Source organism: Massilia rhizosphaerae (assembly GCF_016093545.1).
GTDB classification, from domain to species: Bacteria; Pseudomonadota; Gammaproteobacteria; order Burkholderiales; family Burkholderiaceae_D; genus Telluria; species Telluria rhizosphaerae.
This window is the reverse complement of the sequence record NZ_JADKYX010000013.1, coordinates 112,533-133,087: the sequence shown is the minus strand read 5'-3', so window position 1 is coordinate 133,087 and position 20,555 is coordinate 112,533. Positions and strand designations below refer to the sequence as shown.

Below are 20,555 nucleotides of genomic sequence, written 5' to 3'. Positions count from 1 at the left end.
TAGAGATTTGTGAAGGGAGGCTCATGAACATACCGTCGAAAGTCATGTGGGGCGAAGGACTGTTCCTGCGTCCCCAGCACTTCCAGCAACAGGACCGCTACCACGAAGCGCGCCTGAACGAAACGGCCAACGCCCTGCATCCGTATTGCTGGGGCGTGCGCAGGCTGGCCATCGATACGGACGCCCTCAAGGCCGACACCTTGCGTGTGACGGAGCTGTCGCTGATCTTCCCGGACGGCGACCTCGTGCGCGCCCCGGACCGGGATCCGCTGCCGCCGCAGGCGCGCCTGGACGAGCTGCCGCCCGAGGTGCAGACGATCACCTTCCACGCCGCCCTGCCCGTGCTGAAACCGCACGGCGACAACTGCGCGGGCCGCGGCGAAACCCGGCCGGACGCCCGCTTCGGCCAGCGCGAACACGATACCCTGGACCTGTTCAGCCAGGCCGCGCCGGCCCCGGTGGCTTATCTGACGCGCACCGTGCGCCTCGTGTCCGAGCTCGAATCGCTGGACGCCTACGACAGCTTCCCGCTCGTGCGCCTGCAGCGCGTGGCGACGGGCGGCTTCGAAGTCGACCAGGCGTTCACGCCGCCCAGCCTGTCGATCGCCGGTGCCCACGGCCTGCACGGCCGCCTCGTGCGGCTGATGGAAAAACTATTGGCCAAGGTGAACGCGCTGTACGGCCATTACCGCGAACCGGGCCGGCACGTCGTCGAACTGCGCGGCGGCGACGTCGCGTCGTTCTGGCTGCTGCACACGGTCAGCACCGGCTATGCCGCGCTGACCCATTACCTGAACCACCGCGAACTGCATCCGGAACGCCTGTTCCAGGAATTGCTGACACTGGCCGGCGGCCTGATGACGTTTTCGCGCACGGCCAGGCTGGAAGACTTGCCGGCCTATGCGCACCAGGACCCGGGCCCGGCCTTCGCCCGCCTGGACGGCATCCTGCGCGAGCTGCTCGATACCGTGATCTCGTCGCGCTACTTCGCCGTCGCGCTGTCGAACGACCGGCCGTCCTACCACCTGGGCGCGCTCGACTCCGGCAAGATCAATGCGCAGACGACACTGTACCTGGGCGTGGCGGCCGACCTGCCGGCGCTGCAGCTCGTCGACATCGTACCGCTGCGCTTCAAGATCGGCGCGCCCGAGGACGTGGACAAGCTGGTGCTGACGGCCATGCCCGGCGTGAAGCTGGCGCATGCGGCCCAGGTGCCCAGCGCGCTGCCCGTGCGGCCGGACATGGTGTATTTCGTGCTCGAGAACCGCGGCGTGCTGTACGACAGCATGCTCAAGGCGCAAGCCATCTCGATCTACGTGCCGAACGGTATCCGTGACCTCAAACTCGAACTGATTGCGATCGCAGCATGAACCATCCCGTCGAACGGCGCGCCGCGCCCACCCAACGCGGCGCCGCCGGCACCGCCCCCGCCTCCCTCGTCGACCTCATGGTCGAGGGATTCTATGCTCTGTTCCTCCTCAAAAACGGCTGCGGACCGCAAGACCAGGCCGGCTTCGCCGACCGCATGACAGGCTTCCTCGGCGAAGTCGACCGCAGCGCCAAGGCGCTCGGCATCGCTGCCGACGACGTGACGGCCGCCAAGTATGCATTCTGCGCGGCCGTCGACGAGATCATCCTCGGCTCCGACTACGCCATCCGCGAGGCCTGGGAAACCCGGCCGCTACAACTGCGCCTGTTCGGCGATCAACTGGCCGGCGAGCACTTTTTCCAGCGGCTGGAAGACTTGCGCGCCAAAGGCAGCGCGCACCTGCAGGCACTCGAGGTCTACCATCTGTGCCTGCTGCTGGGCTTCCAGGGCCGTTTCGCCCTCGACGGCCGGGACAAGCTGAACTACCTGACCGCGCGCCTCGGCGACGAGATCGCACGCATGCGCGGCAAGACCCGCGCTTTTGCCCCGCACGCGGAACGGCCGGACCAGATCGTCCACAAGCTGGGGAGCGATACGTCGCTGTGGCTGTTGTGCGGCGTGTTCGCGCTGGCCGGCCTGGGCGCCTATCTGGGCTACCGCAGCGCGCTCGGCCACGAGACTGACCGGGCGCTGGCCAGCTACAACGATCTGATCAAGCTGCCGCCGCGGTCGGCCAACGTGACGATCACGCTGCCCTGATGCGGCGGCGTCCGGCGCCTGCGCGGTGCCCGTCCGGCACCCGCGGGGTACCCGTCCGGCACCCGCGGGGTACCGGACGCCTACTGCACGACCTTGAATTCGATGCGTCGGTTGCGCGCCCGTCCTTCCGGCGTGCGGTTGTCGGCGACAGGACGGTCGGGGCCTTCGCCGGACACGGCGATCATGTCCGGATTGACGCCGCGCCCGACCACATAGGCCTTGACGGCTTCCGCGCGCGCCTGGCTGAGCGACAGGTTGCCGGCGCGCGAGCCGGCGTTGTCCGTATGGCCGATCACTTGGACCCGCTTGTCCTTGAGGCGCAGCAGCGCCGCGCTCATCTGGTCGAGGATGGCCTTGCCGGAATCCGTCAACGTAGCCTGGCCGGACTCGAATTCGATGATGCGATTGGCCAGCGCCGCATCCAGCATGCCCTGTTCCGACGCCGCCACCCGCAAGCCATTGTTGACCGTGTAGGCAGGGTCGAGGGCCAGCGCAATGTCGTTCGCGACCTGCGTGCGCTGGGCTTCGCTCGCGACGTCGCCGCGCAGGCTGACGTTCGTGCCGTCGACCTGCAACTGTCCGCGACTGATCAGCTTGAGGTTCGGACCGATCAACTTGCCGACGTGCTCGTTCCAGTTCGCCGGCATCGAGACCCGGCCGACCGCGAGCTGGTCCACGATCCGGTCGGCGCCGTACACGGCGCGCAGGCGGGCCAGCAGCGCGGCCTTGCTGGCTTCGTCGCCGACCGTGCCGGAGACGACGATGGGCGCGGCCGCTTCCGCCCGGGCGACGGGCGGCATGCAGGTGGCGGCCGCGACGGCCATGTTCACGATCAGGGTTTTCGGATTCAAGATGCGCCTCCGATAAAGGTTTTCAGGAACAATTCGCGCGCCAGGCGCAGGGGCAGCGCCGGCTGTTCGAGGTAGCTGGCCAGGGTGCGCACCTCGACGTCCAGGCCCAGCTGCTCGTCGATCCAGGCGTTGTCCGCCAGGTGCACCTGCTGGTCGACGGCGACGAGCGGATCGATCAACGCATGGAGCGTGCCGGCCGCCTCGCCGCCGAAGCCGACGACGAGGGCCGGCCGGTCGCGCACGCGGGTGAGGAACAGCACGAGATCGAATCCGCTGCGCCGGATGAATGGCAGCACCAGTCCCAGCCAGAACGCGGCCGCCGCGTGCCGATTGGCGCCGTCGCGCGGCAGCGGCAGCACGAGGCTCTTGTGGAGACTGGCGGGACGGCTGTGCATGACGGGCTGCAGCAGCAGGCCGAGTCCGAGGACCATGCGGTCCAGCGCCAGCTCCAATTGCGCCGTCAATTCACCCACGGTGGCCAGGGCCAGGTAACTGTCCAGGGCGCCATCGTGCTCGCCCTGCACCACCGGCGCCTCCGCAATCGCCTGCAGATAAGCGCTCGGGTCGGCGCTGCCCAGCACGCGCGGCGCCATGCCCTCCAGATAATCCCACAACGGCCCGAAGGCCAGCGGGCAGCCGGCGACGAAGCCGGCCGGATCGGGCACGTCGACGGTGCGCATCATCAGGAACGGGAAGCGCCGCCCCGACCGGTCATGGCTGGCGACGAGGTGGCCGGCCACGGCATGGCGCCGGTCCGGCCCGACGAAGGCGAAGCTGGCCGGCGCCATCGCATCGTAATTCAGCTTCCAGCGGGCATCGGCAGGCAGCCGTGCCATCACCTGGGCGATCCAATCGTCCAGCATGCCGATGACCGGCTGGTCGTCGGCATGCTTGATGAAGTCGCTGTGCGCCGGGATCTTGCCGAAATAACCGATCCGGCTGGCCGCGGGCACGCGTTGCGAGGGCCGGTTCGCGGCGCGGTTCACTGCGACGCTCCCGCCAGCGCCGGGCCGGCAGCGGCCGTCGCGTGGCCGACGACGGTGTCCGGCAAGCGCAGGCCGCGGAAACCCTGGCTGGCCTGCGCATCGCCCGCCGTGGCCTCCGTGCTGCTGATCCGCTTGAGGTTGACGGCCACCGAGACATTGCCGGTGTTCCAGCGCAATTCGAACGTGCCGCCGTCGAGGCGCTTCTTGGCCGCCGCCTCGATCATTTTCTGTAGCCCGAACTGGCCCGGCTCGTTGAACAGTTCGACCGTGCGGCCGTCGAACGTGACGGCGCTGATCTTGGCCCCGCTACTGCCCTGCGGCCCCGGATGCACCATATTGACCCAGGCCGGCGGCGTATTGCGGTAGCGCAGCTGCTGGCCATCGATTTCGATCGTGTATTCGGTGACGCCGGGCGCGGTCAACGGCAGCAGCTGGAACACGGTCTGCGGTCCGCTGCCGGCCGCCACGCCGTTGGCCGACAGTGGCGCCACCCAGCCGGGAAAGCCGCTCACGACCTGCGGGGCCAGCGCAATGCCGACATCGGCCCACGTACGGCTGCTGAGGACGTCACCGCGCCGCACGACCAGCGGTCCCATCGTCGTGCCCACGAATTTCGCGACGGCGCCGTCCGGGCCGAACACCTGGCCGATCTCGGCCGGGGTCGCCTGGATCTGGGCCGAAGGCGCGAACGGATATTTGGCCGCCAGGGTTTTCTGGAACGGCTCGACGACCTGGGCCTGCCACGTCTTGTTGATCTCCGATTCCGACGGCAGCACGATCATGGCGAAGGTCTGCACCAGCGGGCGCACGAGCAGCGGACGCAGCATCTGCTTCTGCGACTCCGTCATGCCCGTCAACATCTGCTCGTCGACATATTTCAGCGCGTCCGCCAGCTCGGAACCATTGCCCTCCAGTGTCTGCTGCATCAGCTGCTTGGCGCCGGGGCCGGGATCGCCCTGGTTCTTGAGCTGGTTCAGGCGGCTGCGCAGTTTCGACAACGCGTCGAGGTAGCCCGTCATCAGCGACGCATCCTTTTCCTTGACGCCGACCAGGCGCGCGACGCCGGCAAATTCGCGTCCGACGGGGCCCGCCGCCAGCACGCCGCCCACGGGCAAGGGCCCCATGGCATCGGCGGCCTGGCGCGCCCCGCTTGGCGCCTGTCGCAGCACGACTTCGCGGAACCATCCCGTGAGACCGCGCTTGAGCTTGACGGTATCCACCCGCGCCTGCGCCGGGTCGTCCCAGGCCGTCTGGTCGTGGACGAACTTGAGCACTTTCGCCAGCGGCGAGCTCAGCGGATCGCCGAGGCGGTTCATCGCCTGCACGCTGGCGTCGAAGCCGTTCAGGTCGGCGATCGTCACGCCTTGGACGAACTTGCTCCATTCGCGCGCGTAATCGGCTTTATACATGTCGACGAGCGCCTTCTGGATCTGTTCCGGACTGCCTTCCAGCGTGAGATCGTCCTTGGCGACGCTCTTGAGGACCCAGTCGCTGCTTTGCAGCTCGTGGGTCGACGCTTCGCGGATCGCGCCCTGGACGAATTTCTCCCACGCTTCACGCGTGTAGGCGCCGCTGATGGCATAGCTGCCCACGACCAGCGCCTGGTCCTGTTCGCCGACGATGCGCGCCACCGTCACGCCGGGGAAGCGGGTCGCGGCGCGCGTGCGGATGTCCGCATACACACGCTCGCGCGCAGGCGTCCCGCGCACGACGCGGCGCAGGTTTTCGCGGGCCGTGTCCAGCAGGCTGAGCTTGGGCGTGATCTGGGGCCAGGCCTGGTCGTCGATATGGGCCAGGACGAAGGTCAGTTGGCGCTCGGCGCTGCGGATCATTTGTTCGCGTGGCATCGCGCCGCGGTTCGCTTCCAGCCAGCCGCGCCAGAAGCGCGTCAGCTGGTCGTTCAGGTGGCCCGGTTCGGCATGCGATTTGTCGGCCAACATCAGGTAAGTCTTGAGCGCATTGTAGGCGTCGCCGACGTTCGTGGCGGAGACGTCCTGGTACGGCTGGCCCGGCTTGGGCGCCGGCGTCGCCCGCACGTTCGGGTCGAGCTGGGCGGCGTTCGCGTTCATGTCGGCCAGCAGGCTCTCCAGCGCGCCCGCCACCGGTTGCACCATGACCTCGCGTACGCCCGCGAAATATTCGTCGCGCAGCTTGCGTTCCAGCGCCGCGCCCTGGTACAGGCCGAACGCCAGCGCCCACGGGCGATCCTTGCGGTATTTCTCGAGCTGCTCGATGCGGTCCTGCAGGATGTCGAGCCCTTCCAGCCGCGCTTGCAGATCGGAGCGGCCGGCTTGCAGCCTCATGACCTTGTCCAGGTCGGCCCTGACGTCGGCGACCAGTTGACGGTTCCCCATGTACGACCAGCTCCAGCCGCCCAGCGCACAGCCGAGCAGGAGCGTGGCCGCGAAGAATGCGCCGATCTTCATGCGCGTGGCGGCCGGGCTGGTGTACCGCTTGACCAGGTCGCGATCGGCGAAGATCACATTGCGGAACAGCTGCAACAGGAAGAACCCGGACTGACCCGGGCCCTGCGCCGGTTCGTCGCCGGCGGCCTTCTCGCCGAGCGGGCGCAGCTGCAAGTCGAACCGTCCCGCCACACGCCGTGCCGACAGGTTCTCGACGCTGCCCTCCTGCAACGCGCTGGTGAAATAAAAGCCGCGGAACACGGGTTTGAATTGCCACGTGTTTTCTTCGAACAGCGTGGCGAGAAAGGCACGCAGCTGGGGCTTGAGTGCGGCGAACTCGAGCGGGAACGTGAAGACGCCGGAACGCGGCGCGGCACTGCGGTTGCCGGCCATGCTGGCGAGGCTCATCTCCTTGAGACCGTCGTGCAGCTCGTCGAAATGCTGGTCGAAGAACGCGAGGACGTCGTGCGGCATGCTGCGCCGGTTGTAGCGCAGGGTCGCGCCCCAGACGCGTTCGCGCTCCGTCCGTTCGCAGTCGTGGAAGAAGTCGGCAAAGCCCGCGATCAGGTCGGCCTTCGTGAACATCACGTAGACCGGCGCGTGGACGCCCAGCCGTTCGGTCAGTTCCTGCACCCGCGTGCGCAGGCTCTTGGCCAGCTCGATCGACGCCTCGGGACTGCCGCCGGCCAGCTCGGCGACACTGACCGCGATCAGGATGCCGTTGATCGGGGCCCGCGGGCGATGCTTGCGCAGGAGATCGAGGAAGCTGAACCATTCGGTACGGTCCCCTTCGAAGACGGAATAACGGCCTGCCGTGTCGAGCAGGATCCCGTCGGTGGTGAAGAACCAGTCGCAGTTGCGGGTGCCGCCGACGCCCTGCACCGCCTTGTTGCCCGGGATGGGGAACGTCAGGCCGGAATGCTTGATCGCGCTGCTCTTGCCCGCCGCCGGGTTCCCGATGATCATGTACCACGGCAACTCGTACAACGCCGCCGCGCCGCGCGTCAGGCCCAGTTTGGACGTCTTGATCGTGTTGATGGCTTCCAGCATGCCCTTGCGCAACACTGCGGCGTCGTTGCGCGCGGCCTGGGCCTTGCCGTCGGCGTCTCCGCCCGTCAGGATCGCGTCGCCCAGCCGGCTGGCCGCGCGCTTGCGCAGCCAGGCCCGGATGAGCCAGGCGAGCCCGCCTGCCCCCAGCAACAGCAGGCCGAGCAGCGCGGCCCAGATGAGGGCCACGTCGATGGATGTCGCGCCCAGCAGCAGGAATGCCGCGAGCACGCCGAAGCCGATCACGGCCAATACACGTCTGTCGGTGAGGAACTGCCAGAGTCGGGCCATCATATTCGTTCGAAAGTTGGTGAATACCATCGGCAATACTGGCACTATTTCCTTATCGAAAATTTGAGGTGAGACAACGCTCCGGGAACCCCGTCCGGGATCAGCGATGCATCACCCCGCGCATCCGCAATTCGGCATGGCCGAAATCCATCATCGTCCAGCGTCCGCCCCAGGTGAGGCCGACCGACTCTGCGACCTCCCCGTAGAGCTGGTAACCACGCATGGCCCACGGGTCCTTTTCCGAGATCACGAGCTTGCCGTCGCGCCAGAATGCGCAATCGGCCGCCAACCCGTACTGATGCCAGCTCTGGAATGCGCGCGCGTTCGACACCTGCGACCCCATGCCCGCCAACATGTCCTGGCGCGCGGGACTGCGGTAACCCTCCAGCAAGGCCATCTCGTAACCGTATTTCTCTTTCATGATCTTAAAAACCAATAACAGGCGCTGACTGAATTCCGGCCGCAACAGCCCCCAGTTGCGGCTGGCGTCGACCAGCATCGGGCGCACCAGTTCCACTTCGCGCGTACTGAACGCGAGCGGCGGCAATGCGGCCGGCGGCACCAGCTGCTCGCCCTTGAGCAGCGCGGCGACCTGCGCGTCGACGACCGGGGCGGACGGCTCGTAGTCGGGCAGCATATCCGGCCGGCGCATCAGCAATGCGACCAGCGTCGGAATCATCACGAGCGGCACGCCGACGGCGAACCAGGCCCAGTGCCGGCGCAACACCTTGCGGCCGTCGTACAACAACCGGCGCGCGCCCGACCGGGACGCCTGCAGCGTGGCGTTGCCGCTACGTTGCCAGCCGCCCACGCGCCACTGGAGGCGCCGCTGCAACAGGCCCAGCACTTGCAGCACCGAGGCACGGCCCCCCGGAAACACGACGAGCCAAATCACGCTGCAGGCCACGCAAAAGTACAAGAATGCGACGAAGATCAGCATCGGCTTCTCCGGTTTGTTTCTAATTGGAACTAGTTTTCCAATCTTAGGAGTAACGCGGTGCGCCCTACAGATGAAAATCAAGCCGGCTCCAGACGTCCCAACCTGATGTCGTCGTCGCGCCGGACGAACGGCGACATCAATATCCTCGCCATGCTGGATGGGCAGGCCCCGGGCCGGCGCATCTTCGCCCGGCCGGCTGTCTTCTGGTACGGCGCCGGCGGCCTCGTGGCCTGCACCCTGCTCGTCGTCCTGGCCTGGCTCGTGCGCGACGGGACGCCGGCGCGCGACATGGAGACCGCCGGCGCGGCCCGGACCACCCTGCGTCCCACCGTTCCGGCCACCGGTACGGCCGCCGCCGCCCACGATGCCGCGCACGACGCCGCGGCCGCCGCCATGCATCCCGGCGACGTCTACGCGGCGCGCGCCGGCACCACGGTCGCGCTGCCGGACACGCATGCGGCGCTGGCCGCCGAAGCGCCCGCATCCGCCCCGATACCGCCGCACCCCGGCGAACCGCGCGATGCGCCGGCCCCGGCAACCGCGCGCGGCGCCGTCATCGTCGATGCGGCGCCGCCGACGCCGGCCGCTTCGCAGGACCCGGCCGCCGCCACGCCACATGCCGCCGCCGGGCCGACGGTCCGCGCGCAAGCGCCCGCCGCCCGTCACACGCCGGTTCGGCCGCAAACGCCGGCGCTGGCGCATGCCGAACCGGCGCCGCGGCAAAGACGGGGCACATCCCGAACGGCGCCGTCATCCGCGACGGTCGATTCGGACGTTGCCCTGATCTCGGCCATCCTGCAGCACACCGGCGCCCACAATGACGCCGCCGATGCCACAGGAAGGCCCGCATGCGCCGACCGATCCTGCAACCCGCGCTTGCCATCCCGACAATAGGAGCGCATGCGCGAGGCGGCGCGCGGCTGGAAAACCACGCCGCACGCCGCCGCGGCGCCAAAACCACTGGGCCAGCGTCGTCGTCGCCGTTATACTGTACAAAAATACAGTTTGTGCGGTATGACGATGATCAGAGTGCTGGAAAACGAGTTTTATTATCTGGACAACTTCCAGCGCGTGCTGGATTGGATCGCCGAGCGCTACGCCGACCTGCTCATCGACGACGAGCGTGCGTTCATCGCCGCCTTTCCCCGGCTGCCGCAGCCGGCGCGCGCCCTGTTCGTGCGGATGGTGATGCGCAAGGGCACGCTGTTTCGCGCAAGCAAGCTCCGCTATGCCGAGATCGGTTGTCCCGTCGCGGCGGCCCACGCGCTGCTGCCCAGCAGCTGGATCGAATCCGATCCCGTGCTCACGCTCGACGAATTGTTCGACCTGCTGGCCAAGCCGGAACTCGCCGCTGCCCTGGGCCTGACGGGCGCGCGCAAGACTGCGCGCAAGGCCGATCAACTGGAAGCGTTGCGGGCCGACACCGCCTATGCCGAACACCGCCCGTTCTCGCAGTGGTATGCCGGCTGCGACGATCTTGCGCTGCGCCTGCTCGTGCAACCCCTGTGCGACCGCCTGCGCCTCATCTTCTTCGGCAACCTCTCCCAGGACTGGACCGAATTCGTCCTGTCCGACCTCGGCCTGTTCCGCTACGAGCGCGTCGAATTCTCGCCGGCGTCGCGCGGCTTCCGGGCCCGCCGGGACATCGACCATTACCTGCAGCTGCACGCCTGCAAGGAGCGCTTTTACGCGGGCGAGCCGGCGCTGGACATCCTGGCCGGCCTGCCCCGCCACGCCTTCGGCAACGACTGGCTCGACAGCCGGCGCGAGCGCCTGCTGTTCCAGATCGGCCAACTGCTGGAAAAGGAAAGAGACTGGGACAACGCGTATGCCGTGTATGCCGACTGCCGCTATCCGGGCGCGCGCGGACGCGCCATCCGCGTGCTGGAAAAGCACGAGAAGTTCGACCAGGCCCACGCCTTGTTCGAGGCGGCACGACAGGCGCCGGAAAGCGAGGCGGAACGCCAGCACCTGCTGCGCCTCGGCCCGCGCCTGGCGCGCAAGCTGGGCCACCCGGCCAGCCCGGTGCGCCGCGCGCCGCCGGCCGCCCGGCTCGACCTGTGCCTGCCGTTGCCGGACGGCGACTGGCGCGTCGAAGGCGTCGTGCTGGACCACCTGTGGCGCGACGACGCGCCCGTCTTCTATGTCGAGAACACGCTGGCCAACACGCTGTTCGGCCTCCTGTGCTGGCGCGCCGTCTTCGCGGCCATTCCGGGCGCGTTCTTCCACCCGTTCCACCGCGGCCCGGCCGACCTGTTCGCGGCCGACTTTTACCAGCGCCGCAAGGACGACTTCGAGGCCTGCCTCGCGCTGCTGGACGACGGCCGCCACCGCGCCGCCATCCTCGCGACGTACGAAGAAAAGGCGGGGCTGCAGTCGCCGTTCGTCGCGTGGGACTGGCTCGATCGCGGCATCATCGAGCTGGCCCTCGACTGCATTCCCGCCGCGCACCTCCAGCTGTGGTTCCGCCGCATCCTGCAGGACGTGAAGGAAAACCGCACGGGCTTCCCCGACCTGATCCAGTTCTGGCCGGACGAAAAGCGCTACGACATGATCGAAGTGAAGGGCCCGGGCGACCGCCTGCAGGACAACCAGCTGCGCTGGATCGACTATTGCGCCACGCACGGCATGCCGGTCACGGTGTGCTATCTGCAGTGGGAGCAGGCGGCGGCATGAGCGGCACGGCGGCCGGTCCGCGCTACGTCGTCGCCGTGCGCGCCCTGTGCGAGTTCACGGCCAAGGAGGGCGACCTCGACCTGCGCTTCACGCCCTCGCCCACGGCGCAGGAAGGCATCGCCGGCCATGCCGTCGTGGCGTCCCGGCGCGGCGAGCGGTATCGCAGCGAAGTGACGCTGGAAGGCGACTGGGGGCCGCTGCACGTGCGCGGACGCGCCGACGGCTACGATCCGGACCGGAACCTGATCGAGGAAGTGAAGACCTACCGCGGCCAGTTCGACCGCATCCCCGACAACCACCGGCGCCTCGCCTGGGCCCAACTGCGCGTCTACGGCCACCTGTTGTGCGAACAGGAAGACCTGGACGACGTCGAGCTTGCGCTCGTCTACTTCGACATCGGGAGCCAGCAGGAGACCGTGCTCTCCGAGACCCGCACGCGCTTTGAGCTCGCCGCGCAGTTCGACGACCAGTGCCGCCGCTTCGTCGCCTGGGCCGAGCAGGAACTCGCGCACCGCACGGCGCGCGACGCGGCCCTGACGGCGCTGCGCTTTCCGCACGCGGACTTCCGCCCCGGCCAGCGCCAGCTGGCGGAAGCCGTCTTCCGCGCCAATGCCGGCAAGCGCAGCCTCCTCGCGCAAGCCCCGACCGGCATCGGCAAGACCGTCGGCACCCTGTTCCCGGTGCTGAAGGCGGCGCCCGCGCAGAATCTCGACAAGATCTTTTTCCTGGCCGCGAAGACGCCCGGACGCCAGCTCGCGCTGGACGCGGCGGCCACCCTCAGGTCAGGCGGCACGGTGCCCCTGCGCGTGCTCGAACTGAGCGCGCGCGACAAGGCCTGCGAGCACCCGGACAAGGCCTGCCACGGCGACGCCTGTCCGCTCGCCCGAGGCTTCTACGACCGCCTGCCGGCCGCGCGCGCGGCCGCCGCCGGAGCGGACATGCTCGACCGCGCCACGCTGCGCGAGATCGGCCTCGCGCACGACGTCTGCCCGTACTACCTGGGCAGCGAGATGGTGCGCTGGAGCGACGTCGTCGTGGGCGACTACAACTACTGGTTCGACGGCGGCGCCATGCTGTACGCGCTGGCGCTGGAGCGAGGCTGGAAGGTCAGCGTGCTGGCCGACGAGGCGCACAATCTCGTGGCCCGGGCGCGCTCCATGTACAGCGCGACGCTGCAGCGGAGCAACCTGCGCGCGGCCCGCGCCGCTGCACCGCCGGAGCTGCACAAGCCGCTCGACAAGGTCAAGCGCGCGTGGACGGAGGTGGGCAAGACAGCCCCGCAGCCCTACCAGGTGCTGGACGGCCTGCCCGACAAATTCCTCGGCGCGCTGCAGGGCGCGGCCAGCGCCGTCACGGAGCACATGGCGGCATTGACCGTGCCGCTCGATCCCGCGCTGCAGGACTTTTATTTCGCCGCGCTGCAGTTCGGCCGGCTGGCCGAATCGTTCGGCGAGCACTCGCTGTTCGACGTCACGCGCGACAACGAGCGCGACACGACGCTGTGCATCCGCAACGTGGTGCCCGCGCCTTTCCTCGCACCGCGCTTTGCCTACGCCCACTCGACGACCCTGTTCTCGGCCACCTTGAGCCCCTGGCATTATTGCGCCGACCTGCTCGGCATGCCCGCGGACACGGCGTGGATCGACGTCGACTCGCCGTTCACCGCGAGCCAGCTCGACGTGCACGTGGCACACGGCATCTCGACGCGCTACCAGGCGCGCGCCGGCTCGCTCGCGCCGATCGCCGCGCTGATGGCGGACCAGTACCACGCGCGGCCCGGCAATTATCTCGCGTTCTTTTCCAGCTTCGAGTACCTGCAGCAGGCGGCGGACCGCTTCGAGCGCGACCATCCCGACATTCCCGTGTGGCGCCAGGCGCGCCGCATGAGCGAGCCGGAACGGGCGGAATTCCTCGCGCGCTTCGCCGTTGGCGGCCGCGGCATCGGCTTCGCGGTGCTGGGCGGCTCGTTCGGCGAAGGCGTCGACCTGCCGGGCGAACGCCTCATCGGCGCCTTCGTCGCGACCCTCGGCCTGCCGCAGGTGAACCCGATCAACGAACAGCTGCGCCGGCGCATGCAGGCGATGTTCGGCGCCGGCTACGACTACACCTACCTCTATCCCGGCATGCAGAAAGTCGTGCAGGCGGCCGGCCGCGTGATCCGCACGGAGCAGGACCGCGGCGTCGTCTGGCTGATCGACGACCGCTTCGCCCGGCCGGAAGTGCGGGCCTTGCTGCCCGCCTGGTGGCACGTCGGCATGGCTGCCTAGCGCATCAAATCGCGCACCTTTTGATAGCCGCTGCGGCTGATGGGAATGCGCGCGCCGGATTTCAAGATGGCGCAATGCCCGTCCTTGCCCGTCGGTTCGATGCGCGCGATGGCGGCCAGGTTGACGATGTAGGACCGATGCACGCGCAGGAAGGCGCGCGGATCCAGCTGGCTTTCCAGTTCGGCCATGCGCTGGTTCTTGAGCCACTGCCGGCCCTCGGCAAAGAAGGCCACGTAATCGTCCTGCGCCTCGACGTAATCGATGCGCGCGACGGGAATCACCTGCACGCGCGCGCCGTCGCGGATCAGCACCCGCTCGAGCGGCTGGTGGCGCGCCTGCGCGTCGCTCACGAGCGCGCGCATCGCGTCCTCACCCTGCGTCGCGGCCCCGTGCGCGGTGAAGCGTTCGCGCGCGTGCGCGAGCGCCCGCGCGAGGCGCTCGCGCGTGAAGGGTTTCAGCAGGTAGTCGAGCGCATGCACGTCGAAGGCGCGCAGCGCGAACTGGTCGTACGCGGTGACGAACACGTAATGCGTCTTCGCGCCGGCCAGTTCGACGACCTCGAAGCCGTCCAGCTTGGGCATCTGGATGTCGAGGAAGGCGAGATCGGGCGCCAGCTCCGCGATCGCCTTCACGGCCTCGAAGCCGTTGGCGCATTCGCCGACGATCTCGACGTCGGCATGCGCCCCCAGATGTTCGCGCAGCACGGCGCGCGCCAGCGGTTCGTCGTCCACGATGATCACGCGCATGCGTCAGGCTCCTTCCACGTCGGTTGCGGTTTGCGGTTCGTTGGCCGTTTCGGCCGGCAGCGCCAGCTCCACGATGAAGCGGCCGTCGCGGCGCGCCCAGTGCGCGCTGGCCTCGTGCCCATGGTCCGCGGCGAGGCGCTGGCGCACGTTGACGAGACCCAGCCCGGTGCCGCGCGCGCCGCCGCCACCGGCGACATCGTCGGGGTCGACGTCGTTCTCCACGCGGATGCGCAGGATCGATCCGGCACGCGCCGCCTCGATGCGCACGAGGCCGGGCCCGATCATCTGGCCGATGCCGTGCTTGATGGCGTTTTCCACGAGCGGCTGCAGCAGCATCGGCGGTAGCAGGCAGGGCGCGGCGGCGGGATCGACGTCGGCCTCGAAGCGCAGCCGGTCGCCGAAGCGCACCTGTTCGATGGCGACGAAATGGCGCACGAGCTGCAGTTCGCGCTCGAGCGTCACCTTGCGGCCGGCGCGCAGGCCCAGCGTGTGGCGGAAGAACTCGGCCAGTTGCACGGTCATGGCGCGCGCGGCCGCCGGGTCGATCGACGTCAGCGCGCTCACCGAGTTCAGGCTGTTGAACAGGAAGTGCGGATCGACCTGGGCGCGCAGCATGCGCAGCTCGGCGTCCTGCGCCATCAGCTTCATCTGCAGGCGCTGCGTGTCGAGCAGGCGCACGCGTTCCGCCTCGATCAGCAGGTAGTTCACGGCGATCATCAGCCCGTACAGGATCGTGCCGAGCCCGAACATCGACGCCAGCACGGGGCCGCTCGCGACCGGCGCATATCCCGCCGGCGCCAGCGCGGCCAGCAGGCTGTCCCACGCGGCGCCGAGCGCGCACCACAGCACGGCCGCGCACGCAGCCGTCACGGCGACGCCGGCCGCGATCGCCGGCGGGCGGCGCCGGTCCAGCGGATACGCCCGGCACACGTAATAGGAGGAAAAGCCCGTGGCGTAGGCGTACACGAGGGCCAGCGGCACGGCGAACACCACACTCGCGCCCCAGGCGGCGCCGCTCGAGGCGAGCATGCCGGCCAGCAGCAGGCCCAGCATCAGCCAGGCCAGCAGGTAGAGCAGCGCCGCGCGCCAGTTGGCGAAGACTCCGTGCACCGGCGGCACTCCTTCAGTTGCGCACTTCCACGCCACCCATGATGGCGTAGCCGGTGATCACGAGGCGCTTGCTGCCGTCGGGCGGCGTGATCGTCTTTTCCGCGAAGCCGCCCATCACAGGCGTGCCGTTCAGGACGACGGTCCAGTCGGGCGGCACCTTGACGGTGATGCCGCCCAGGATCGCGCAGATGTGGATGACGGCCTCCTTGACGATGCCCGCCCCACGCAGGTCGAGCTCGCATCCGCCCAGGATTGCCGTGATCTCGCCGCCGCGGAAATCCGGCGTGGTGATCCGGCGCTCGAAGCCGCCCAGCACCGCGACGATGTCGACGACATTGTCCGGGCTCTCTCCCGCCATGGGGCTCGGGCGCGCGACCCGTCCCGGGCCCAGCGAGCGGTACAGCACGAGGCCGCCCAGCGCGATCAACACGAGCGGCCACAGCGTGCCCCAGCTGATGTAAACATAACCCATGCGGCCGAGGATCATCAGCACGCCGATCCCGATCAGCACGGCCCCCATGTAATTGCCGCTGCGCGCGCCGTTGCCGAACAGCGCGGCGCAGCCGGCCACGATGAAGACGAGCGGCCAGAAGCCGACCGCGTGGCGGAAATCCAGGATGTCCAGGTTATCGAGCAGGAACAGGACGCCGATGCCCACGACGAGCAGGCCCAGCACGACCTGGCTCGCGGCGCGGTTCGTATTATTTTCCATGGCCGTTCCCTCCCTTGGAACCGAAGCGGCGCTCGGCGATCGGACGGATCGCCATCGTGACGCCGCTGATGATGATGAACAGGGGCCAGCTGTTGCCGAACGTGAGGCCCCACAGGCCTTCGAGCACGGCGAACAGCCATAGGCCGATGAAAACAGTCCACAGACCACCGGAAAATTCGCGGGCGCTCGGGTAGCCGATGGTCTGGTTGATGCCCACCACGACCAGCAGCAGCGGCGCGTAATGCCACAGCGCACGGATATCGACCACATCCATCTGGTCCAGCAGGAAGGCCACGCCCAGCCCCACCAGCACCAGGCCCCACAACACCTGGCGCCGCAGATGATAGGAAGCTTCGCTATTCATGTTACCTCCGGGTTGTCGTTGGATCGAATGACGACACGATAACGGAGACAGGGCCGTTCGCGAAAGCGCTTTTCGGTCAACGGCGGCGCGGCGCCGGTGAACGGCGATGCCGTCGGCGAATGCAAGCGGGCCCGCCATGTCGCCATGGCGGGCCCGGAAAAATGCGTGAGGCGGGCGGATCAGGCCATGATCACGCGGCCGCGGCGGCCGGCGGACGCTGGCCCTTCTGCTGGTTGCGGTATTTGGCGCGGGCGGCTTCGATCTTGAGGGCTTCGCGCGCGATGTTCATCTTGCGGATTTCCTGGCGCTCTTTCTTGCCGCGGTGCTGGGCGATGTTCTTGCTGCCGATCTTGGCGGTCATTGGCTTCTCCTGTTCGGTGACGGTAAGACTGCGAATCGTTTCAGGAACGGGAGGCGCCGATCCGGTCGTCCGACGGCATCAACAAGCCCCAGCCCAGCTGGCGCCGGATTTCTTCCGGCGTCGGCGGCGGCCTGGTGTCCTTCGAGCGGCGCTCGAGGTATTCGCGCACGAGATGCTTGGGTGGGTGGCTCGTCGTAGTCGTCGTCGTGGACATGGCAACCTCCGCTTCCGGTGAGGCCGGCGCCTGCGCGGTTCGATGGCCGCAGGTGGCGCCGGCTTGGGAATCTGGTGCCGGTCCTCGAGGCGACCGGCTAACCTGTCGAGGTGGTTGGCCGCCGCGGAATATCGCTTGCGCCTCACTCGACGCCTCCATCGTAGCGAGACCGCGCGGGTGTGGACCGTTAGATGCCGCACACTGTTCGAGCCCTTGAGTTCTAGTCCTACAAACCACCTTCAACTGCGCCTACGCAACGTCGAAAATGCAAGAAAAAAGGGGCTGCGCGCCCCTTTTCTTCGCTGTGCGAACGGCGTCAGAACCGGTACTTCAGGTTCACGTAGAACTGGCGGCCGCTGACATCGAGCTTCTGCTGTTCCTCCTCGCTGTAACGGTAATAGGCGCGCTTCACGTTCGTCAGATTCGTCGCGTCGAACGTGAAAAGAAGGTTGGGCGTGATGTTCCAGCCGGCGTTGAAGGCCAGCGTCGTCACCGGCGCGGCCATCGTGGGCGCGGACGGCATCAGGACGCCGTTGACGCTGTACAGGCCCTGGCTGTTCGCGGTCGGCGCCGGCGCCGTGGAGCTGTTCACGTACTCGCTGCGATAGTTCGCCACCAGCCGCAACGACACCTTGTCGTTCTCGAAATAGCCGCCCAGGTTCGCGGCCCATTCGGACGCACCGACCATCGGCCGGCCGTCGTCGACCTTCGTGCGGGCGCGGCTGATGTTGCTCGTGAAGCCGAATCCCGTCGTGCCGATCGGCTGCTCGTACGACAGCTCCAGGCCCGCGATGTGGGCGCCCTGCTGCTCCGACGTCTGGACCGCGTACGTCTTCATCGCCTGCGCCGCCGCGTCCCACAGGTCGATCGTGGCGCCGCCCTTGGTGCCGGTCTTCGCATAGCCCTGGATGCGCGAGTAGAACAGGTCCACGGCGACGAGCGAACGGCGCGCGAAATACCACGCCCACGAGGCGTCGAGATTGTCCGCCGTGAGCGGTTTGATGTCCGGGTTCGGTCCCGTCACGCGGCAGCCCTGGGCATCGCACGTGGGGTTGCCGAAGCCGGCGCCCAGCAGGTTGTAGTTCTGGCGCCCCACCGTGCGGCTCGCGCCGAAACGCACGATCTGTTCCTTCGTCAGCTCGTAGCGCAGATTCATGCTGGGCAGCCAATTGTCGAAGCGGCGGTCCGTCTTCGTGAAGTAGTAGGTGTTGCCCGTGTTGTTCTTGAAGGGTTCGTTGTCGTAGTACGGCTGCAGGTCGCCCGCGGTGGTGATCGCGCCCGGATAGGCCGCGCACGGAATCGCCGGCTGGCCCGGCGCCGCGCGCAGGCAGACGCCGGCCGGGATCGGCGTCGGGATGTCGGCATTGATGCGGGTCTGCACGAAGCGCAGGCCGACGTTGCCGGACCAGCGCTCGCCTTCCAGGTTGGCCATCACATAGCCCGCGCTCTGGCGCTCGCGCATGTGCAGCTCGGATGCGATGCGGCGCTCGTAGTCGGCGCTCGTCGCCTTCGTCGCGCCGGCAAAATAGTCCATCAGCACGCTTGGCGCGAACGTGTAGCCCGTGTTGTCCCAGCCGGCCGGGCCGTCGAGGCCCGCGCCGAAGTCGGCCGGCCATGGAATCGTGGTGGTGGGCGCGCCGATCGTGATGTCGCGATTGTGATAGGCCGGATAGCGGCGGGCGCTGTCGCGGTGATGGTCGGCGTAGCGCAGACCGCCTTCGACCGACTGCAGCCAGCCCCTGGCAACGCGGTACTCGCCGTCGACCTGGCCGCTCGTCTCGCGGTCCGTCGTCTTGAGGCCGGAGATCGTGCGCACCACGAGCTGGTCCGGCTTGATGCCGGTGCCGTAGTACTGCACGTACGGCGCGTTGTCGACGCCGGCCAGCGCGTACGACACGCCCGTGCCGAAGCGGGCATAGGTCAGGCCTTGGTCGAAGTCCGTCTTGCCGACCCCGCGCGTCGTCGACAGCAGCGTCTTCAACGTCAGGTCCGGATTGACGCGCCACTTGCCGTCCAGGTCGAGGAAGGAGCTGGTGGCGCGCGCGCCCTGCCGATAAAAGCCTTCCGAGTTGCCGATGTATTGCGGCGTCGTCCCGTCCGGGAACAGGATGTCCGCGCTTTTCAGCACGCGCAGCTGGTCGCCGTACATCGTGGTTTCGTCGACGATGACGGGGTTGCGGATCGATGCGAACACCTGCTGGCCGTTCGAGTTCGTGTTCGCCGCGGACGCGCCGGTGGCGCCGTCGGCCAGCGACGCCTTACCGAGCAGCATGCTGTAGATGGCGCCGGCCTTCAGGCGCCCGTAGTTCGGCGCCTTCAGCGTGGACGTGAAGCCGGTCACGGTGAGGTCCAGGTCCCGGTTCGGCTTGAACTCCAGCGAGAACATGCCGCCCTTGCGGTCGCGCACGCCCTCGACGAACTCCGTGCTCATCGAGCCGGGCATGCGCACGCCGTTCAGGTCCGCGGCCTTGTAGCCGCTGCCGGCCAGCGACGCATCCGTGATGCCCTTCATGGTCGACGTGTTGATGACGTCCCAGCCGCTGCTCGTGCCGTAGGCGAGGCGTGACGCGGAATCGCGCCGGATGTAGCGCTTTTCCGCGAAGCCCTGGACGATGAAGCCGAACGTGCCCGCCTCGTTCTTCCAGTTGACGGAGGCGTTCAGGTCCGGCGCCGTCTTGCCGGGCAACGTCGCGTAGCTGGCGCCCACGCTGGCCACGCCCGACAGCCGCTCCTTCTGCGCCAACGGTTTGCGCGTCGTGACGTTGATGGTGCCGGCCAGGCCGCCGTCGACGATGTCCGCCCGCGACGTCTTGTAGACGATGGCCTGGTTCAGCACCGACGACGGCATCAGCGACAGGCTCGTCGACCGGCTGCTCGACGCCTGGTCCGCGATGTACCAGTCGCCACTGCTGACCGTGTGGCCGTTGAAGACGATGAGGGACATGTCCGGATTGGTGCCGCGCATCGCCACCTTTTCCGCCTCGTCGTAATCGGTGCGCACGGCCACGCCGGGCAGGCGCTGCAGGGAGTCGGCCAGGTTCTTGTCCGGCATCTTGCCCACGTCCTCGGCCGTGATCACTTCGACGTTGGCGGTGGCGTCGCGCTTGACGGCCAGCGACTTGGCCATCGACGCGCGGATGCCGGTCACTTCGACCGTCTGCATCGGGACGCTGCCGGCGCCGTCCTGGGCCAGCGCGGGCGCGCCCGTCACGCCCAGCAACGCCATCGACACGGCGGCCGCGAGCGGCTTTTGCTTCAACATATCTCTCTCCTCTCATTCGCATCGTAGGGCCGGTGTGTCCCGGTCGCGCGCTCAGTATTGATGACGAAAAAAGCGTTGGATAATGATTACTGTTGCATAATATATAACTAAAAGGAATGCTCGGCCGTGCGGACCAGGCATTTTGACAGCAACGTCCGGCCGGGTTAGCGTAGCGGTTTATCGCCTGCCCGAGGA

The 20,555-nt window shown here is 68.1% G+C and carries 16 protein-coding genes; 5 read left to right on the top strand and 11 right to left on the bottom strand.

What is annotated here, in order from left to right; translation table 11 throughout:
• The first annotated feature begins 23 nt into the window (after positions 1-23).
• On the top strand, positions 24-1,370 hold the full coding sequence (gene tssK / locus ISF28_RS19140; RefSeq protein ID WP_198118766.1) for a type VI secretion system baseplate subunit TssK: 1,347 nt from the start codon (positions 24-26) through the stop codon (positions 1,368-1,370).
• Positions 1,367-2,128, top strand: a complete 762-nt coding sequence (gene icmH / locus ISF28_RS19135) for a type IVB secretion system protein IcmH/DotU (protein WP_198118765.1) — start codon at positions 1,367-1,369, stop codon at positions 2,126-2,128. Before tssK ends, icmH begins: the two co-directional genes overlap by 4 nt.
• A gap of 80 nt (positions 2,129-2,208) precedes the next feature.
• Here icmH and ISF28_RS19130 read toward each other — a convergent pair whose 3' ends face one another.
• From ISF28_RS19130 to ISF28_RS19115, 4 genes are all read right to left on the bottom strand, one after another.
• The gene (locus tag ISF28_RS19130; protein ID WP_198118839.1) at positions 2,209-2,952 is read right to left on the bottom strand and encodes an OmpA family protein; all 744 of its coding nucleotides are present in this window, start codon (positions 2,950-2,952) and stop codon (positions 2,209-2,211) included.
• Positions 2,953-2,975: 23 nt separating this feature from the next.
• On the bottom strand, positions 2,976-3,965 hold the full coding sequence (gene tagF / locus ISF28_RS19125) for a type VI secretion system-associated protein TagF (protein WP_370663469.1): 990 nt from the start codon (positions 3,963-3,965) through the stop codon (positions 2,976-2,978).
• On the bottom strand, positions 3,962-7,708 hold the full coding sequence (tssM, locus tag ISF28_RS19120) for a type VI secretion system membrane subunit TssM (RefSeq protein ID WP_198118837.1): 3,747 nt from the start codon (positions 7,706-7,708) through the stop codon (positions 3,962-3,964). The genes tagF and tssM overlap by 4 nt, the downstream gene beginning before the upstream one ends.
• Before the next feature lie 100 nt (positions 7,709-7,808).
• A complete protein-coding gene (locus ISF28_RS19115; protein ID WP_198118764.1) occupies positions 7,809-8,648 on the bottom strand; it encodes a M15 family metallopeptidase in 840 nt (279 codons plus the stop codon).
• 57 nt (positions 8,649-8,705) lie between these two features.
• Here ISF28_RS19115 and ISF28_RS19110 point away from each other — a divergent pair, with 57 nt between their 5' ends.
• From ISF28_RS19110 to ISF28_RS19100, 3 genes are all read left to right on the top strand, one after another.
• On the top strand, positions 8,706-9,542 hold the full coding sequence (locus ISF28_RS19110) for a hypothetical protein (RefSeq protein ID WP_198118763.1): 837 nt from the start codon (positions 8,706-8,708) through the stop codon (positions 9,540-9,542).
• Between the two features lie 126 nt (positions 9,543-9,668).
• A complete protein-coding gene (locus ISF28_RS19105) occupies positions 9,669-11,324 on the top strand; it encodes a VRR-NUC domain-containing protein (RefSeq protein ID WP_198118836.1) in 1,656 nt (551 codons plus the stop codon).
• On the top strand, positions 11,321-13,591 hold the full coding sequence (locus ISF28_RS19100) for an ATP-dependent DNA helicase (protein ID WP_198118762.1): 2,271 nt from the start codon (positions 11,321-11,323) through the stop codon (positions 13,589-13,591). The genes ISF28_RS19105 and ISF28_RS19100 overlap by 4 nt, the downstream gene beginning before the upstream one ends.
• Here ISF28_RS19100 and ISF28_RS19095 read toward each other — a convergent pair.
• The 7 genes from ISF28_RS19095 to ISF28_RS19065 all read right to left on the bottom strand — a co-directional run bounded on the left by ISF28_RS19095 (position 13,588) and on the right by ISF28_RS19065 (position 20,360).
• Positions 13,588-14,337 carry a LytR/AlgR family response regulator transcription factor gene (locus ISF28_RS19095; RefSeq protein ID WP_198118761.1) on the bottom strand — a complete coding sequence of 250 codons (750 nt, stop codon included), beginning with the start codon at positions 14,335-14,337 and terminating at the stop codon, positions 13,588-13,590. The two genes, ISF28_RS19100 and ISF28_RS19095, sit on opposite strands and share 4 nt — an antisense overlap.
• A 3-nt stretch (positions 14,338-14,340) precedes the next feature.
• Complete coding sequence (locus tag ISF28_RS19090) at positions 14,341-15,447, bottom strand: sensor histidine kinase (RefSeq protein ID WP_370663468.1); 1,107 nt, start codon at positions 15,445-15,447, stop codon at positions 14,341-14,343.
• A gap of 13 nt (positions 15,448-15,460) precedes the next feature.
• Positions 15,461-16,159 (bottom strand): LiaI-LiaF-like domain-containing protein, encoded by a 699-nt coding sequence (locus ISF28_RS19085; protein ID WP_198118760.1) that lies wholly within the window; start codon positions 16,157-16,159, stop codon positions 15,461-15,463.
• Entirely contained in the window at positions 16,149-16,523 is a 375-nt protein-coding gene (locus ISF28_RS19080) for a LiaF transmembrane domain-containing protein (protein WP_198118759.1), read from the bottom strand. The genes ISF28_RS19085 and ISF28_RS19080 overlap by 11 nt, the downstream gene beginning before the upstream one ends.
• 190 nt (positions 16,524-16,713) lie before the next feature.
• Complete coding sequence (locus ISF28_RS19075) at positions 16,714-16,884, bottom strand: hypothetical protein (RefSeq protein WP_198118758.1); 171 nt, start codon at positions 16,882-16,884, stop codon at positions 16,714-16,716.
• A gap of 40 nt (positions 16,885-16,924) precedes the next feature.
• Positions 16,925-17,098 carry a hypothetical protein gene (locus ISF28_RS19070; RefSeq protein WP_198118757.1) on the bottom strand — a complete coding sequence of 58 codons (174 nt, stop codon included), beginning with the start codon at positions 17,096-17,098 and terminating at the stop codon, positions 16,925-16,927.
• Between the two features lie 316 nt (positions 17,099-17,414).
• Positions 17,415-20,360 (bottom strand): TonB-dependent receptor, encoded by a 2,946-nt coding sequence (locus ISF28_RS19065; protein ID WP_198118756.1) that lies wholly within the window; start codon positions 20,358-20,360, stop codon positions 17,415-17,417.
• Positions 20,361-20,555 lie beyond the last annotated feature (195 nt).

Bases quoted from the DNA above. Each gene is read 5' to 3' on its own strand.
- ISF28_RS19115 (WP_198118764.1), bottom strand. From the start codon at position 8,648: ATGCTGATCTTCGTCGCATTCTTGTACTTTTGCGTGGCCTGCAGCGTG.
- ISF28_RS19130 (WP_198118839.1), bottom strand. From the start codon at position 2,952: ATGGCCGTCGCGGCCGCCACCTGCATGCCGCCCGTCGCCCGGGCGGAA.
- ISF28_RS19085 (WP_198118760.1), bottom strand. From the start codon at position 16,159: ATGGAAAATAATACGAACCGCGCCGCGAGCCAGGTCGTGCTGGGCCTG.
- ISF28_RS19095 (WP_198118761.1), bottom strand. From the start codon at position 14,337: ATGCGCGTGATCATCGTGGACGACGAACCGCTGGCGCGCGCCGTGCTG.
- ISF28_RS19075 (WP_198118758.1), bottom strand. From the start codon at position 16,884: ATGACCGCCAAGATCGGCAGCAAGAACATCGCCCAGCACCGCGGCAAG.
- ISF28_RS19105 (WP_198118836.1), top strand. From the start codon at position 9,669: ATGATCAGAGTGCTGGAAAACGAGTTTTATTATCTGGACAACTTCCAG.
- ISF28_RS19080 (WP_198118759.1), bottom strand. From the start codon at position 16,523: ATGAATAGCGAAGCTTCCTATCATCTGCGGCGCCAGGTGTTGTGGGGC.
- ISF28_RS19065 (WP_198118756.1), bottom strand. From the start codon at position 20,360: ATGTTGAAGCAAAAGCCGCTCGCGGCCGCCGTGTCGATGGCGTTGCTG.
- ISF28_RS19100 (WP_198118762.1), top strand. From the start codon at position 11,321: ATGAGCGGCACGGCGGCCGGTCCGCGCTACGTCGTCGCCGTGCGCGCC.
- tssK (WP_198118766.1), top strand. From the start codon at position 24: ATGAACATACCGTCGAAAGTCATGTGGGGCGAAGGACTGTTCCTGCGT.
- tssM (WP_198118837.1), bottom strand. From the start codon at position 7,708: ATGGCCCGACTCTGGCAGTTCCTCACCGACAGACGTGTATTGGCCGTG.
- icmH (WP_198118765.1), top strand. From the start codon at position 1,367: ATGAACCATCCCGTCGAACGGCGCGCCGCGCCCACCCAACGCGGCGCC.
- ISF28_RS19070 (WP_198118757.1), bottom strand. From the start codon at position 17,098: ATGTCCACGACGACGACTACGACGAGCCACCCACCCAAGCATCTCGTG.